The 16,737-nt window shown below is 56.4% G+C and carries 16 protein-coding genes; 14 read left to right on the plus strand and 2 right to left on the minus strand.

The window, feature by feature from the left end; all coding sequences use genetic code 11:
* The first annotated feature begins 2 nt into the window (after nt 1-2).
* The 10 genes from C8267_RS01850 (at nt 3) to C8267_RS01895 (ending at nt 9,214) form a co-directional block, all read left to right on the plus strand.
* Nucleotides 3-917: a helix-turn-helix transcriptional regulator gene (locus tag C8267_RS01850; RefSeq protein WP_106633446.1), complete on the plus strand. Its 915-nt coding sequence runs from the start codon at nt 3-5 to the stop codon at nt 915-917.
* Entirely contained in the window at nt 914-1,456 is a 543-nt protein-coding gene (locus C8267_RS01855; protein ID WP_106633447.1) for a beta-class carbonic anhydrase, read from the plus strand. The genes C8267_RS01850 and C8267_RS01855 overlap by 4 nt, the downstream gene beginning before the upstream one ends.
* Nucleotides 1,457-1,559: 103 nt before the next feature.
* Nucleotides 1,560-1,778 carry a hypothetical protein gene (locus C8267_RS01860; protein ID WP_087361738.1) on the plus strand — a complete coding sequence of 73 codons (219 nt, stop codon included), beginning with the start codon at nt 1,560-1,562 and terminating at the stop codon, nt 1,776-1,778.
* 84 nt (nt 1,779-1,862) lie between these two features.
* Nucleotides 1,863-2,327, plus strand: coding sequence for a thioredoxin-dependent thiol peroxidase (gene bcp, locus C8267_RS01865; RefSeq protein WP_106633448.1), 465 nt, complete (start codon nt 1,863-1,865; stop codon nt 2,325-2,327).
* 164 nt (nt 2,328-2,491) lie between these two features.
* Entirely contained in the window at nt 2,492-3,076 is a 585-nt protein-coding gene (locus C8267_RS10820; protein ID WP_158699660.1) for a hypothetical protein, read from the plus strand.
* 317 nt (nt 3,077-3,393) lie between these two features.
* Nucleotides 3,394-4,407: a recombinase RecA gene (gene recA / locus C8267_RS01875; RefSeq protein WP_106633450.1), complete on the plus strand. Its 1,014-nt coding sequence runs from the start codon at nt 3,394-3,396 to the stop codon at nt 4,405-4,407.
* An 18-nt stretch (nt 4,408-4,425) separates the two neighbouring features.
* Entirely contained in the window at nt 4,426-6,645 is a 2,220-nt protein-coding gene (locus C8267_RS01880; RefSeq protein ID WP_087361734.1) for a RelA/SpoT family protein, read from the plus strand.
* A 4-nt stretch (nt 6,646-6,649) separates the two neighbouring features.
* Nucleotides 6,650-7,201, plus strand: coding sequence for a hypothetical protein (locus C8267_RS01885; RefSeq protein WP_106633451.1), 552 nt, complete (start codon nt 6,650-6,652; stop codon nt 7,199-7,201).
* 445 nt (nt 7,202-7,646) lie between these two features.
* Nucleotides 7,647-8,036, plus strand: a complete 390-nt coding sequence (locus C8267_RS01890) for an HIT family protein (protein WP_106633735.1) — start codon at nt 7,647-7,649, stop codon at nt 8,034-8,036.
* Between the two features lie 656 nt (nt 8,037-8,692).
* Nucleotides 8,693-9,214, plus strand: coding sequence for a helix-turn-helix domain-containing protein (locus C8267_RS01895; protein ID WP_106633452.1), 522 nt, complete (start codon nt 8,693-8,695; stop codon nt 9,212-9,214).
* A gap of 246 nt (nt 9,215-9,460) precedes the next feature.
* Here the strand turns inward: C8267_RS01895 and C8267_RS01900 are convergent, their stop codons facing one another.
* Entirely contained in the window at nt 9,461-10,825 is a 1,365-nt protein-coding gene (locus C8267_RS01900) for a S41 family peptidase (RefSeq protein ID WP_158699661.1), read from the minus strand.
* 1,108 nt (nt 10,826-11,933) lie between these two features.
* On the opposite strand from C8267_RS01900, the gene C8267_RS01905 reads away from it, so the two are divergent.
* The 4 genes from C8267_RS01905 (at nt 11,934) to C8267_RS01920 (ending at nt 15,173) form a co-directional block, all read left to right on the plus strand.
* Nucleotides 11,934-12,518 carry a CPBP family intramembrane glutamic endopeptidase gene (locus C8267_RS01905; RefSeq protein ID WP_158699662.1) on the plus strand — a complete coding sequence of 195 codons (585 nt, stop codon included), beginning with the start codon at nt 11,934-11,936 and terminating at the stop codon, nt 12,516-12,518.
* Nucleotides 12,519-12,638: 120 nt separating this feature from the next.
* On the plus strand, nt 12,639-13,493 hold the full coding sequence (locus C8267_RS01910; protein ID WP_087361729.1) for a metal ABC transporter solute-binding protein, Zn/Mn family: 855 nt from the start codon (nt 12,639-12,641) through the stop codon (nt 13,491-13,493).
* Nucleotides 13,490-14,260 (plus strand): metal ABC transporter ATP-binding protein, encoded by a 771-nt coding sequence (locus tag C8267_RS01915; protein WP_087361728.1) that lies wholly within the window; start codon nt 13,490-13,492, stop codon nt 14,258-14,260. The genes C8267_RS01910 and C8267_RS01915 overlap by 4 nt, the downstream gene beginning before the upstream one ends.
* 58 nt (nt 14,261-14,318) lie before the next feature.
* On the plus strand, nt 14,319-15,173 hold the full coding sequence (locus C8267_RS01920) for a hypothetical protein (RefSeq protein ID WP_106633455.1): 855 nt from the start codon (nt 14,319-14,321) through the stop codon (nt 15,171-15,173).
* Nucleotides 15,174-15,206: 33 nt separating this feature from the next.
* Here C8267_RS01920 and dcm read toward each other — a convergent pair whose 3' ends face one another.
* Nucleotides 15,207-16,463, minus strand: coding sequence for a DNA (cytosine-5-)-methyltransferase (gene dcm / locus C8267_RS01925; protein WP_162607752.1), 1,257 nt, complete (start codon nt 16,461-16,463; stop codon nt 15,207-15,209).
* Between the last annotated feature and the right edge of the window lie 274 nt (nt 16,464-16,737).

Below are 16,737 nucleotides of genomic sequence, written 5' to 3' on the forward strand. Positions count from 1 at the left end.
ACATGGACCAACCCAAGCTCGAACGGCTGCTGCGCCTCATGAAACTGCTCACGGCCAACACCACCTACAACGTCGACCAGCTGGCCGAACGGCTCCAGATGTCGCGCCGCACCATCTACCGCTACATCGACACCTTCCGCGAGGCGGGCTTCGTCATCAAGAAGACGGGCGACTGCATCCGGCTCGACAAGGCGTCGCCCCATTTCCGCGACATCTCGCAGCTGGTCCACTTCACCGAGGAGGAGGCCCACATCCTGAAGAGCGCCATCGAGAACATCGACGACACGAACCTGCTGAAGCAGAACCTCAAACGCAAGCTCTACTCGGTCTACGACAACCGCACGCTGGCCGACACGGTCGTGCGCGGCAAGAACGCCCCCAACATCCGCCGGCTGGTCGAGGCCATCGAGGAGCAGCAGCAGGTGACGCTGCGCGACTACCAGTCGGGCCACGGAGGAGTCGTCCGCGACCGGCAGGTCGAGCCCTTCGCCTTCACGACCAACTACGTGCAGGTGTGGTGCTACGACCTCGAGGACGGGCGGTGCAAGCTCTTCAAGACGGCGCGCATCGGGTCGGTCATTCCGACCGGCCGACCCTGGCAGCATGCCGACGACCACGCCGAGGGCTTCATCGACCCCTTCCGCATGCACGGCGAGGAGCGGCACCGCGTACGGCTCGAGCTGGGCATGCTGGCCCGAAACCTCCTCTGCGAGGAGTACCCGCTCGCCGAACGCGACATCCGCCCGGCAGGCGAGGGGCGCTGGCTGCTCGACACCGAGGTGGCCAACTACGCCGGCGTGGGCCGCTTCGTGGTGGGGCTGCTCGACGATATCCGCATCGTCGACACCCCGGAGCTGAGCGAATACATAAGACGATATATTACTGAAAATCTGGATAAAACACACGACGAAAAATGATTGACGAAATTCTGGCATTCAACCGCCGCTTCGTGGCCGAAAAGGGTTACGAGCGGTATATTACGGACAAATACCCCAACAAGCGCATCGCGATTGTCACCTGCATGGACACGCGTCTGGTGGAGCTGCTGCCGGTAGCCCTCGGCCTGCGCAACGGCGACGTGAAAATCATCAAGAACGCCGGCGGCACCATCACCAACCCCTTCGACAGCACGGTACGCAGCCTGCTGGTGGCCATCTACGAGCTGGGGGTCACCGAGGTGATGATTATCGGACACACCAACTGCGGCGTGCAGGGGATGGACAGCGCCGAGATGCAGCACCTGATGAAGCAGCGGGGGATTCCCGAGCAGCACATCACGCTCATGAAGCACTGCGGCATCGACCTCGACGCCTGGCTCCACGGCTTCGACGATACCGAGGCGGCCGTTCTGGAGACCGTCGACCTGGTCCGCAACCATCCGCTCATCCCCGACGACGTGGTGGTCAAGGGGTACATCATGGACTCGACCACCGGCGAACTGCGGCCGATTCAGTAGCGGAGCCCCCGGCGGCAGGATTTTTTTGCGCACTTTCGGGTTGTGTCACAAGTTGTCACTCGGAGGTTGTTCCTTTGCATCGTGAACCTAAAAGAAAACGACCATGGGAACAGCCTACAAAATCCGCTGCAAACACTGCGGCGCACAGTTCGAACACTCGACGCAACCCTATTTCGGCATGCTGCCCTCCTGCATCGGCTGCGGTGACGGAGGCTATGTCGAGACCGAGACGGCCATCCGCTGCCCGGCCTGCCGCCGCCGGCTGAACACCTCGCCCGAAGAGTTCAACGAGCAGGTGGAGGTGACCTACACGTGGGACTGAGGCGCAAAAAAAGTGGGGGCCCATGCATGGAAATCCGCGGAATTATATTAATTTTGAAAGGTAATTTCATCCGTTGAGAAACCTATGATTGCATTACGACCCGGGGATATGGCTCCCGACTTCAAATCGACCACGCAAGAGGGTGAACCTCTGTCGCTTGCGGACCTTCGCGGCCAGCGCATCATCCTCTACTTTTACCCCAAGGACAACACCTCGGGGTGTACGCTCGAGGCCAAGAGCCTGCGCGACGGGCGCGACGAACTGGCCCGTCGGGGGTTTCGGATTATCGGCGTGAGCCCCGACAGCGAGCAGTCGCACCGCAACTTCTGCGCAAAGCACGATTTGAACTTCACGTTGCTGGCCGACACCGACCACTCGGTCTGCGAAGCCTACGGCGTCTGGGCTGAAAAGTCGATGTACGGGCGCAAGTACATGGGCGTTCTGCGCACGACCTTCATCATCGACGCCGAGGGGCGCATCGAGAAAATTTTCGAGAAGGTGCGCACGAAGGACCACTACCAGCAGATTCTGGAGGCCTACGACAAGTGACCCGCAGCCGCCCGGAGACGGCTGACGGAGACATCCGGAGGCGAACATCCGGACGGAGGGAGAACCAGGGGGAGTAGGGAACACCCCGGAATGGCAGAAATACTCGGTAACGGGAACCCTTGAGCTCAAGGGAGATAAACGGAGACAAAGCAAAAGGAGGAGACATGAAGACGAGACTGCTTACCATCGGCATGAGCCTGCTTTGCGGCATCGGGGTGCCTGGCGCCCAGACTCCACAGCCGGCGCCGGCGCCACAGCCTCTTGCTGCACAGGAAGAGCTCCGGGCACAGGGAGAACATCCCGCTCGGGAAGCCCTCCCGGCGCAGGGCGAGCCTCCGCAGTGGGGCGGCGCACAGCACGGCGGGGATGAAATTCGGCCGCTCGACGACTCGCTGGCGCTCATGGAGCTGCTCTACGGCGAGCCGCTGACCCTTCCGGGCGACTGGCTCGGCCAAAGCGGCAACCCCTTTGCGCGGAAGGAGCGCGAGCAGAAGCAGCTGCAGCAGATGCGCGAACGGGCCCGAGCTTCGGTGCTCTCCATACCGCGCCTGTCGAACGACCTGGTCAACCGCACCGGGTTCCGGTGGCGGATGACGGTAGGGTATCTCCCGATGAACAACTGGAGTCCCTACGAGGACCGCTGGCTCGACGCCCGCATCATCCGCATGCCGCTGCCGCGCGACATGCGTCCCGACAAGCGGCCGCTGGCTGAGCAGCGTCGCGACGCACTCCGCAAATCACGGCGGTAGACTCCGGGGGGGGGCGGGAACGACCCAAAAACGGAAACGACCCGAAGACCCGAGGAAAAGCGCAGAAACGCGAAGACCCGAAGGTGGGCGGAAACGGTCCGAAAGCGGGAAACGTCCAAAGGAGGCCCCGATAACGGAGTTGTGCCGAAGGTGGGCGCCCCCGCAAGCCGGCGCAGCTCCAAACAGCGGCAAAGACCAGGGCAAACGCAGCCGCGAAAGCAAAAGCAGGGGAGCGCGCTCCCCGAAACGGCACCCCGAAACGGGGCGCACAACAACAAAAAGAACGAACAATTTATTCAGATAACGAACTACACACAATGGCAGAAAAAGCTCAGGTGAACGCGGACAAGCTCAAAGTGCTCAACGCGGTTATGGAAAAGATAGAGAAGGACTTCGGCAAGGGCTCCATCATGCGGATGAACAGCACGGAGATTGCCGACATCCCCGTCATCCCTACGGGCTCCATCACGCTCGACATGGCGTTGGGCGTGGGCGGATACCCCAAGGGACGTGTCATCGAAATTTTCGGTCCCGAATCGTCGGGTAAGACGACGCTGGCCATCCACGCCATCGCCGAGGCGCAGAAGGCGGGCGGTATTGCCGCATTCATCGACGCCGAGCACGCCTTCGACAGCGCCTATGCCCAGAAGCTGGGCGTCGATGTCGACAACCTGCTCATCTCGCAACCCGACAACGGCGAGCAAGCGCTCGAAATCGCCGACTCGCTGATTCGCTCGAGCGCCATCGACATCATCGTCATCGACTCGGTGGCGGCGCTGACGCCCAAGGCCGAAATCGAGGGCGAGATGGGCGACGCCAAGATGGGTCTTCAGGCCCGTCTGATGTCGCAGGCGCTGCGCAAGCTCACGTCGAGCATCTCGAAGACGAAGACCGTCTGCATCTTCATCAACCAGCTGCGCGACAAGATTGGCGTCGTCTACGGCAACCCCGAGACCACGACGGGCGGCAACGCGCTGAAGTTCTACGCTTCGGTGCGCATCGACATCCGCCGCATGTCGGTCATCAAGGACGGCGAGGACCAGCTCGGAACGCGCACCAAGGTCAAGGTGGTGAAGAACAAGGTGGCGCCCCCGTTCAAGCGTGCCGAATTCGACATCATGTTCGGCGAGGGCATCTCGAAAATCGGCGAAATCATCGACCTGGGCGTCGACTACGGAATCATCAAGAAGGCCGGCTCGTGGTTCTCGTACGGAGACCGCAAAATCGGCCAGGGCCGCGATGCGGTGAAGGAGCTGCTCAAGAAGGACGAAGCGCTCAGCGCCGAGATTGAGGCCAAGGTCCGCGAGGCCATGAAGGAGAAAAAGGAGTAATACCCCAAGTGTTTGCTTATGGATTATACTGCCGAGGATGAACTCATAATAAAGGAGAAATGGGACGACCTGCTCTTCTCGTGCACCAAAATATGCAAGAACGACGAAGACTGGAATCTGATTAAACGTGCATTTTTCCTCGCCAAAGAGGCCCATCAGGGGGTAAGGCGCCGCTCCGGCGAGCCTTATCTCCTGCATCCTATTGCAGTAGCCAAAATAGTCATCGAGGAGATTGGCCTGGGCGTCAAGTCGGTCGTCGCCTCGCTGCTGCACGACGTGGTGGAGGATACGGAGTACACCGTCGAGGACATGGAGCGCATCTTCGGCCCCAAAATCGCCTCGATGGTCGATGGCCTTACCAAGATGTCGGGCGTCTTCAACGCCGACACCTCGAAGCAGGCCGAATACTTCCGCAAGGTGCTGCTGACCCTCTCGGACGACGTGCGGGTCATCCTCATCAAGATTGCCGACCGCCTGCACAACATGCGCACGCTCGGCTCGATGCCGCTCAACAAGCAAATCAAAATCACGAGCGAGACCATCTACCTCTTCGCGCCGCTGGCCTACCGGCTCGGGCTCTACTCCATCAAGAGCGAGCTGGAGGACCTCTGCATGAAGTACCGCTTCCCGCAGGAGTACGCCGAAATCACCCGCAAACTGAGCGAATCGGAGGCCTCGCGCCAGGAGTTCGTCGACAAGTTCAACGCCCCGATTATCGCGGCGCTCAACCGCGACAAAATCAACTACGAGATATCGGCCCGCGTCAAGAGCGTCTACTCCATCTGGAACAAGATGCAGCGCAAGCAGATACCCTTCGAGGAGGTCTACGACCTGTTCGCCATCCGGATTGTCTTCAAGCCGCTTCCGTTCCCCTCCGAGAAGACGCAGTGCTGGCAGATTTACTCCTCCATTACAGACACCTACACCCCGAAACCCGACCGCCTGCGCGACTGGATTTCGATGCCCAAGGCCAACGGCTACGAGGCGCTGCACTCGACGGTCATGGGCCCTGACGGCGTATGGGTCGAGGTGCAAATCCGCACGCAGCGCATGGAGGAGATTGCCGAACGGGGATTCGCCGCCCACTGGAAGTACAAGCATGCGACCATCTCGCAGGACGAGGACGAGTTCGACAAGTGGCTCAAGCAGATTCGGGCGGCGCTGAACAGCCCGACGGAGAATGCCGTCGACTTCCTGGACAACTTCAAGTTATCGCTGTACACCAGTGAAATAGTGGTATTTACACCAAAGGGAGAATCACGTAAGTTGCCCTTCGGCGCCACGGCGCTCGACTTTGCCTACGACATCCACTCGAAAATCGGCAACAACGCTATCAGCGCCAAAATCAACCACAAGCTGGAGCCCATCACCACGACGCTCAACAGCGGTGACCAGATTGAAATCATCACGGCCGACAACGCCCGACCCAAGCCTGAGTGGCTCGACATCGTCACGACGGCCAAGGCCAAGCAGGCCATCAAGAGCTTCCTCAAGCGCGAGCGGCAGCACAACATCGAGCACGGCATGCAGATGCTCGACGACAAGATGAAGGAGCTCAACATCAAGCTCAGCGGCCGCGTGCTGCGCAAAATCGTCCCGGCCTACGGCTGCCGCAACAAGGAGGAGCTCTACAGCAAAATCGGCGCGGGAATCGTCACCATCGACACGCTGGAGAAGACCCTCAAGGTCGACTCGAAGAGCAAGATACTCAAGTTCTGGACCCTCTTCATCCCCAAGAAGGAGGAGCCCGAGGAGGGCGATGCTCCCGTGTCGCCGGGTGAGATACAGCCTTCGCCCGACGTGGAGGCCGAACCACAGTTCCGCATCGCCGAGTGCTGCAAACCCATTCCGGGCGACAAGGTCGTGGGCTACCGCGACCCGGCCAGCGGCGACATCATCGTCCACAAGGCAACCTGCGACGAGCTGAACCGGCTGGCCAGCCAGTTCGGCAACAACATCGTCAAGGAGGAAATCAAGTGGTCGCAACACAAGGCGATGTCCTACCTGGTGACGGCCGAAATCCGCGGCATCGACCGGATGGGCATCCTGCTCGATTTGGCCAAGGTCGTCAGCGACGACTTCAACATCAACATCCGCGAGGTGAACATCCACAGCCACGACGGCATCTTCGAGGGAAGCGTCAGCCTCTACGTGAAGGACGCCGAGGGCCTGAATGCCGTCATGGACCGCATCCGCCAAATCAAGGGCATCGAAACCGTCAAACGAGCCATGAACTGAGACCATGGAAGACTACGCGCCCATACTCTGGCTGCTGTTCATCGTCGTATCGATGGGCTTTTCGGCGCTCTCCAAGGCCCGCAAGCGGGCTGCACGGCGAGCCGACGAGACCGAAGAGGGGCAGGAGCGCAACGCCGGGCAGGGCCATCCGACCGTTCCACGCTATCCGACCCCGGGCAGCGGTCTGCCGGAGGGTTTTCCTCTGCCGCAACAACGCAGCCGTCGGCCGGCCACTTCGCCCTCGACCGGAGGCGCAAAATCCACTACGCAACAGACCGCTGCACAACGGGCGACCGCACAACAGGCCGCTGCGTCGCGGTCGCAGACGCCGGCAACAGCATCTCCCCAACACGGACTGCAGCACGCGGGCGAAAGCCTCCAACGCAGGCACAGCAGCGTATCGGCCGCCCAGCCGCAGGTTATGGCGGCAATGCGCGAAAAGGAGCCCGTACGGTTGCCGGAAACGGAGGAGACGGCCAATGAGATAGTCGCGGAGTTCGACCTGCGCAAAGCGGTCATTTACGCCGAGATTCTGAAGCCCAAATTCGAGGAGTAACATAACACCAAACAACCGAGCCGCGGACATACTGTCTATATGAACATGACTTCGATGAGCGAAGCGAACAACGAGGTGCACCGCCCGGGAAGAATGAAGCGCGGAAAACCGAGGCTCGCAGACATGGGATGCGCGCCGACGCCTGGCGAGGCACCCTGCAGCTGACCGGCACCCGATGATTCGGCAGGGAGGTGCCCACGGGCTTTTCTACAGCCCCGGTTGCCGACCTTCGACCTGATGGACCGGCGAAGAATCTCCCGCGGCAAGAAGCCGTTAAGCGAGACACAAAACCGTCCCATAGAGAGGCAACACATAGAGGCACACGAAGCACACGACGCGCCTAACCGCCCCGGCCGGAGCGAACCGCACCGGACAGATGCCGGGAGTAGAGGCCCGGTACTGCATCAAGACAACAGAAACGATAACATTCAACACTATTCAGATTATGGCATCCATCTTTTCACGCATCATTGCGGGGGAGATTCCCTCCTACAAGGTCGCTGAAGACGACCGCTACTACGCATTCCTCGACATCAATCCGCTGGCCAAAGGGCATACGCTCGTCGTTCCCAAGAAGGAGGTCGACTATATCTTCGACCTCGATGACGAGACCCTTGCCGGCATGATGCTCTTTGCCAAGAAGGTTGCAGCCCGAATCAAGCGGGAAACCGCCTGCAGGAAGGTGGCAGTAGTGGTGTTGGGACTCGAAGTTCCCCATGCACACATCCATCTGATACCGATGAACAGCGAAAACGACGTCGATTTTCACCGCGAAAAGCTCCAACTGACTCCGGAAGAGTTCCGCGAAATTGCGGAAAAGCTCTCCAGGGAGTAGGTTGTTAACAAACAGGTAACTGATTATTCCTGAGCGGAGTAGGATATCTTTATCCTGCTCCGCTTCTTTATTATTTAACATAATCTGAGCTGCAAACAGAGTTGTAAACAAAAGATATGAACAGCCGAGCGGAATACGCCAAAAACGGTCAAAAAGTAGGGTAGGGAGGTGCTTATTTTACAATTGTAAAGATTAGGGAGAGGGATATTTTCCAGTTGTAATTACATATGTAAAAAGAATAGTGCTGCTTGCCCTGTTAATAATATACATTTGTAAATTATCGATAAACGCTCATCCGGGTGCAATTTCTCGGCTACAACCGCTGTTAAACCACTAAACATGCACCATTAAATACTTCATAATATCAATATTTTACGAAATTTACATCAACGAACGATAAACCAAAACAATAGAAGATGCAAGCACGCCGGCGTAGAGGGCGCACAACAAGGTTTTATCATTGATATTACACTGAAAACGAGTATTTTAATTAATACAGTATAAAGTAAAAACAAACGTAACAACGAAGGGCAACTTTTAACGGAATTTATTTGTTTCCATTTGTAAACATTATCAACAGTTATTGACATTTTACAAATAGCAAATTTTCTTGATTTACAAATGAAAAGTGTTTATATTTGTAAAAAATTACGCTGATGAGGGAGAAATTGCTCGATATCATGAAAAGTGAAGGTTTGAAGCCAAGCCAGCTGGCCGAAAGACTCGAAATCAATCCGGCGGGAATCTCCCACATTCTGGCCGGGCGCAACAAGCCCAGCTTCGATTTTCTGCAAAAGATGCTGCTGAAATTTCCCCGGCTCAGCCCCGACTGGCTTCTGCTCGACAAGGGGCCGATGTACCGGAGTGACACGACCGCCGCAGCAACGGATGCGGCGGTGAATGGCGGGTCGCCCGAAGTTGGAGTCGGGACAGGAATAGGAGCCGGAGCGGCCGGTCAGACCAGGGCGAAGAGTCCGGCCGGGACAACGCTCTTCGGTCCGGCGGCTGGAGACGCCTCCATCGCAACGCCATCGACCGCATCAGCCGGAGCATCGTCGGCTGCCCTCACCTCAGAGGCATTGCAGCAGGTTGCCCTGCGCGGACACGGATCGGTGCGCCGCATCGTTATCCTCTACGACGACCACACCTTCGAAAGTTACACGCCGTCGGAGCGATAATTCCGGCAACCGGTCGGAACGACTCTGAATATCGCAAACACGGAGGGTTAAAATCGGGCGGAAAACAGGGAAAGAACCCCGTTACATCCTGATTATCCGGGCAGAAAATTCATGCAGGCCAGACATCGGCTCACAACGGTACAGGCATCAATCCGTACAGGATGGGTGCAATCTGGAGGCGATAATAAAAAAGGAGGAAATCGAAATGATTCCCTCCTTTTCATTTTATGGTTACGGGCGCACTTTTCAGATACGAGCCCCGTTCAGACAGTCGATTGCCGCCTCCATCTGTTCGTCCCGACCCTGCATCAACCCCTCGGCAGTCGGTTCGACCACACGGTCAATCTTCACACCGCGACGCTGAGCGTTCAGCCCGTCGGGATAGCAGACACCGAGACCGGTGAGGCTGAATGACGCATAGGGCAGCTGGATGCGCGTTACGTTTCCGTCGGCGCCGGCCGTTTGACTGCCAATGGTCACGACGCCCGGAATGGTCTGCAGGAACATTGTGAAATACTCGGACATCGACTGCGAGCTGGCATCGACCAACAGCACGACCTGCCCCCGGAAAAGCCGACCGGAATCGGAGCTCCGCTCCGTCGACTCGACCCGACGTACGACGGTTCCCGGAGTGTCGGCCTGAGGCAGCAGCACGGCAACTGCCTCCCGGGCCTCGGGAAAGAGATACTCCGGAAGCAGCTTGTGGATTACATCGTACTCGGCTGGATATGCACGCAGGTCGATAATCAGCTTGTCGTACCTCTTCAGCAGCTCCTCAAGCTCGGGTTCATCGTCGCACGTAAGCGAGCCGATACGGATGCAGGCGATGCCGTCGGCCACCTCTTCGAACGTCGGCTTTTGGGGCGAATACAGATTCGCGTATATCCGTCCGACAAAATGCTCGCCATCGACCGTGGAGAGGGTCGACGTGCGGAGCTCCCCGCGGCTCCGATACTCGAGCTGCACCTCCTCCTTCGCCGTGAGCAGCGATGCATAGGAGCCGTCGCGCATGAGCGCAGCACGGTTGGAGCAGGACATGTAGGGCGCGAGTTCCGCCAAACGTTCGACCGGGCTTTTGCCGTCGATACGGAGAATCTCGTCCCCGACGCGGAAATCATTGGGCACAAGCGTACAGGTGTCCGTAACGAAGAGTCGCTCCCCGGCGAAGCGGCACACGACGGGGACGAAGCGGCCCCCGAAGAGCGGAATAAACCACGAATTGACATGCGAGTCGCACAGTTCGGATACCATGCGGGAGTAGAGCGCCATGAAGTCGACCGAGGAGTCGAATGCCATGGCCGTATAGTCGCGAAGCACCTCGTCCCACGGGCGGTCCGTCAGATTGCGGTTCGGGGAGTAGCTGTCGACGGCGTTCCAGAATTTAGCCACACCGAGCAGTCTGTATGCGATGTCTTCGTCCGGAATATCCGTATATTCCGGCTCGATGTATGAGACGTTGACGGAGGTCTGCTCCACATATCTGTTTTTGCCCGGCTCCGCCTGACGGATTTCAGCCAACATGCGGCTCAGGGGCGCACCCAGCTGCAGCGTGTCGTAAATCCATGCGAAATCGTTGAAGACTTCGCACTTCACGCTGCTGTCGGAACGCATGGAAACAGGTCCCAATGCGGCAATCCACTCCGCGAACACCGCGTTGCGAGCCGAGTCCGGCGCATTTATAATACGGTTCAGCAGCGTGAAATACTCGGCATCGGCATTCAGCGATTTCCTGGCGAATGCCGGATGGTGGTACTTGACAAAGCCCCATATCCGGGCGGCCTGTACCGCCGCGGAGCGCTGCGCGCTGTCGGGCGCCTCGGGGAGTACCAACGCAGCCCGGGCCTCCTCGGTCGAAGGCGATTGAACGGAGCTGCCGCCACAGCATGCAAGGGTCAAAGCCGAAAAGAGAAATACGGCCGAAGATGTAAACAGGTTCCTTTTCATTGGTCGGAATTATTGCTGTTGAAGATAAAGAGTCATGCCAAAAGAAATCCAAGGATATTTAACATCCATACACAAATATATGTCATATTTGGCAGGAGACGCAACAGCCAGGGACAATGCGATTCGGCAAAAACGGAACGCCGGAGGGATTCGCAGCAGACGAGGAATGAATTAATATTTACATTATGTTAAATTATTAACGGGTAAATAGGGAATAGCCTACTCGAACCCGACACCGGTCCCTCCGGATTGGCAAACCAGGTGCAGAGAACCCGATGCATTGAAAACCAACACTTTTTTGCCCGAACGTAATCGCGCAAAACGGCTGACGGACACATATATACAAGGAGCATTGCGCGTATAAAATATGGCGCCAGCCGCGGACAGGTAAAGCCCCACAATCCTCACAGCTCAAAACAGACTCATCCACAGCAACATACGCCGCCATTATACGCTCAACAGCGCCCGGTTGCAACAATGAGCATTACACGGTTCAAACTCAAGGAGCTGGAGTGTCCTCACTTGCAAAAGCTCCCTCTCCAACCGCGCAAAGGGCTGCTGCAAGCACAAAAACACCCCTTTCAAACAAAAAAAGCAAAATGTTTTGGTTTATATTATAAACTTATTTATATTAGCGAATAAGAATGCGACCTGAACCCCGCATAAAGACCGGACCACACAGCAAATCACCGAATTGCGATAAAAAATGGAAAAATCGAACGACAACCGACAAAGACGAACCGCAGCCATTGTACTCGCTGCAACAGCGGCCTTCATGACCACATTCATTGTCATCTGGTGCGTGAACGGACCCGAGAAATTCCTGAACTATCTGGGCTTCAGCCGTTCCGGAGAGGTCCTACCCCACGCCTGGCTCCTGGCCGCGGCAACGGCCGCCGGTTACATTGCCTACACGGCCCGCATGATTCCCGAAGTCCGGCAGAATCTTCTCTGTTTCAAAGGTTTGCTCAAATGGCTGGGCATCTATGCCGGATTTGCGGGCGGAATCGTCGAAAAGGCCCTCTTCCGTCAGATACTGATGGACTGGCTCCAGGGCAACGGAGCGTGCGCGCTGATGCAAATCGTGCTCTCGGCCCTTGCCTTCGGCCTGATACACCTCTCGTGGTCGCTCCTGGGCGGGAACCTGCGTACAGGGGCAGCCTCGGCGGCATCGACCGCGGCACTGGGCCTGCTGCTCGCAGTAGTCTACGTCGCAGCGGGGCGCAATCTGCTGCCTGCCGTGGCGGCACATGTGCTCATCAACCTCTTCGTCGAGCCGTGGCTGATACTGAGCGCCGTCGGAGCCAGCCGCCACGAACCCACCCGCCAACCGCATGAAACACAGCCGCGGCGAAATTGAAGAGGACCTACACCCTATGCGCACAAACCGGGGACACCAGCGATGCAACCGGAAGACATACGCAACCCGGAGTGCGGCAACCGCGGTTTTTTCTTATCTTTGTCGCAAGAAACATCCACCATGAGAAAATACCTCCTTCTACTCGTCACTACCCTGCTGCTGGCCGCGTGCGGCGAAACACCCCGGACGGACGACCGCACGATGGTCGTCTCGATTCTGCCGTTGCGCACTATCATCGGCGGCATCGTCGGCTCTGATTTCGACATCGAGGTGCTTGTTCCCGCCGGAGCGAGCCCCGAAACCTTCGAACCCACGCCGCGCCAGTTCGCCCGCATGAACCGCGCACGACAGATTTTCAGCGTGGGACTCATCGACTTCGAGAACTCGCTGCTCTCGAAGCTCGAGGAGCCCCAGCGCGTCGTCAACCTGAGCCGCGGCATCGAGCTGATTGAGGGCAGCTGTGCACACCACCACGACGGCCACGAACATGCCCTCGGCGTCGACCCCCACATCTGGACCTCGCCGCGCGCACTCCAGCAGATGGCAGCAAACGCCTACGAAGCCATTCATGCCGCCTATCCCGATTCGACAAAATACACGCTTAATTACGGCAAACTGCAGGCGGCCCTGCAACAGCTCGACCGCCAGGTGGGCAGTCGGCTCAAGGCGGCCGGAACGCGCTATTTCCTGATTTACCATCCGGCTCTCACCTACTACGCCCGCGACTACGGCATCCGCCAGGTGGCCATCGAGAACGAGGGCAAGGAGCCCTCGGCCCGAGAGCTGACCCGCATCATCAAACAGGCCCGGGCCGACGGCATCACCCGCATCCTCTACCAGAGCCAGTTCCCGGCATCGGCCGTCGAAATCATCGCCCGCGACCTCAATGCCACGAGCGTCGCCATCGACCCGCTGCGCGAGGATGTCCTGGCGAACATCGCCGAAATCACCGACCAAATCACCGCCCGCCCATGAACCTTGTCTCCATGCGCAACGTGAGCGTCAGCTACGACGGCTACGAGGCGCTCCGCAACGTCAACCTCGACATCGCCGACGACGACTTCATCGGCATCATCGGCCCCAACGGAGGCGGCAAAACCACGCTGGTCAAGGCGATTCTCGGCACGGTACCCTATCGCGGCACCATCACGCTGGCTCCGGAGCTCTTCCACGGCAAGGAGCGGCTGATTGGCTACATGCCGCAGCTCTCGAACTTCGACCGCTCATTCCCCATTTCGGTGGTCGAAACGACCCTCTCGGGGCTCCAGGGGCGCCGCGGCTTCCGCTCCCGCTACACGCGCGAAGACCGGGCCAAGGCCCTTGCGCTGCTCGAGGCTGCGGGCATCGGTGAGGTGGCGCACCACCCGATTGGCGAAATCTCGGGCGGACAGATGCAGCGGGCGCTGCTCTGCCGGGCCATCATCTCCGACCCGAGGCTGCTGATACTCGACGAGCCGGCCAACTTCGTCGACAACAAGTTCGAAAAGGAGCTCTACCACATGCTCCATGAGCTGAACAGCCGCATGGCGATTGTGATGGTTTCGCACGACATCGGAACCATCACAAGCGTCGTCAAGGAGATTGCCTGCGTCAACCGTCAGGTGCACCGCCACCACTCGAACCGCATCACCGAGGAGCAACTGCGCAACTACGACTGCCCGATTCAGCTGCTGACCCACGGCGTCGTTCCCCACACGGTGCTCGAGCACCATCCCGGCGACGGCTGCCCGGACCATGAATAACAAAAAAGGGGCTTGAAAGCCCCTTTTTACTCATTACCAATCCTTAACAAGACCTTATATGATTAATCTTACAAATTATGCTCTAAATGTAAAGGTCGATTCTCCTGCCTTCAAACGCGAAGTATACGAGAAGCAGTTAGACCTAATTGACATTGCACTCGGATGGCCCGGTTCGGCGACAGAAGGCACAATGATTTTCAACAACATATGGGAATACGCGCAAGATTCAAGCTATAAAGTCAGCTTGGGAAAGTACGGAAAAGAGTTCTATGAATCCGGTCAAACCGGCAATAATCAGAAGAATTGTAACGACATGCGCCCTTCAGTACTAAAGGATGGTGTTGTGATTGATTCCGTACGAGGTGGATTCGATGACATTTTCCGCCTCATGGAATCCTGTCTTTCAAAGCCAAACAGCAAAGACCTCCTGGTTGCCTTTGCTACTCTCTTCTATAGGAACGCACTACTAATTGACCACCGCATAGACAACATAGACAACAAGCACTACTATATTTACGAACCACCCCGCCAACTGCTCGACCTGATTTGCTCATCAATATCTTCCTACGAAGGAATTCCGATGGAAGTATATATCCATTTCCTGGATGCCATAGGATTCAATGAGGATGTCAAATATTTCACTCAGGGAAAATTACAAAAGAAGACCGGCATTGGGCGGGAAAACAACATGAAGACCTATACACACGATGCATGTTGTCTGCTCGGTCACACATCCTGGGCTGATTTCATATACAAACTAATAAGGAGCTATGGCGTATCACCCATATCCAATCAGGAGATGGCATCCTTTTTCCCTGAATTGGGTATTGAATGCAATGAGCGTCGGAGAAGAGTCAGGTCAGCAGCATCGACGCCAATATCCATTACCCAAATTATCGACCAATACTTATAGGGCAAATACGACCACCACACAGCACAACTCATTCTATTTCAATCGACGATAAATTTCTGCTCCTATCCTTGTAACAATTCCACACACGAGAGCATTTCCCATAAGGAATGCTCTCTTTGTATCGTTCTGACCTTCGGTATGGCCATCGGGGAACATGTTCAATCGCTCCAATTCCAGAGGAATCAGCCTCCTCAGCCGTCCATTTTCAGGGTCGCGAATTACATGTTTGAAACGGGAAGCCGTAGCACCGCCCTCACTCGTTATAATAGTTCGCGAAGGCTTATCCAAAGCATCTGGGAAAGCCATCCCCCCCTCATTATAAGTAAATTCAAACCCCTCCTTGGTCCTGCGAACTTCATGTTTTGCGCCTTTCAGGTATTCCCATTTGGACAATTCCTGCTCAGGAATGTAGAACTCGTCCTTTACCAAAGCGTGTTCCTTTCCCAACGCCAAAATATCCCCCAAAGTCGTATACGGCCCTGAATAACTGCTCTCCACTCTGACAGACCATACTTGACCATCAATCATAATCCCAGCATTTTCAAATGGTCTGAGTTTATTCTCCGCATTAAATTTCTGACTCAAATCAGCCAAATCATCACCATCCTTTTTCAGTCGAAACGGGAATAGCTGCGCCCCAAACAACCCGTTAACATCCTTATTCACAACCGGAAAAGCCGAAGCAAATACTCCATCGCGAAAAAGCCAGGACGCAGAATCAACAATAGATGAAGCTATCGGACTGCCTTTTCTGTATGCCAAAATATAGGTTCTCCGACGCCGCTGAGGCATTCCATAATCCGCAGCATTAATCACTCGCCACTCAACTACGTAGCCATTATCCGCCAAAGATTGCAATATCACGGCAAAGTCTCTCCCGCGCTGCATTGCTGGAGAAATCAGCAAGCGATCGACATTCTCCAAAAATAATATCTGCGGAGCGCGCTCCCCCTTCTCTCGCACAATCCGTTCAATTTCCCACCAGAGAACACCTTTCTTACCCACAAGTCCTGCAGCCTGTCCAAGATTTCGAGCAACGGAATAATCCTGACAGGGGAAACCTCCACACAACATATCATGGTCAGGGATATCCTCTGTCTTTACCGTTGCAATATCCGCATTTACATGGCCCTTAGAGCCAAAACGAGCTACATAAACCTCCGATGCATGCTGCCTTTTCGTTGCAGGTTCAAACTGATTGCTCCACACCGTATCAAAAAAGTTCTCATCTACCCGATTCAAACCGACTCTGAAACCACCAACTCCAGCGAATAACTCTATTACTTTCATCAAATATCTGTTAAGCAAAGCACAACTACAACGGACAAGTGCTCAAGCCCATGGCATAAGGCTTCGCATATTCTAAGAATAAAGTGTAAAATTACGGATATTTTATCATCAAAACAAATACCGAGGCACCCATGTCTGGCCCCAAGAAATCAGACCTTGTGAATCTGACCTGCGGTTCGTCTCCGGTTAATCGGAAACTCCTCCTTGTTTGGTGTGGCTATCTACACACATGGTGGCACATTAATTCTTCAAGGTCAAGCAGCAATTGCACCTA

The organism is Alistipes sp. Marseille-P5061, from assembly GCF_900290115.1.
Lineage (GTDB): Bacteria > Bacteroidota > Bacteroidia > Bacteroidales > Rikenellaceae > Alistipes > Alistipes excrementigallinarum.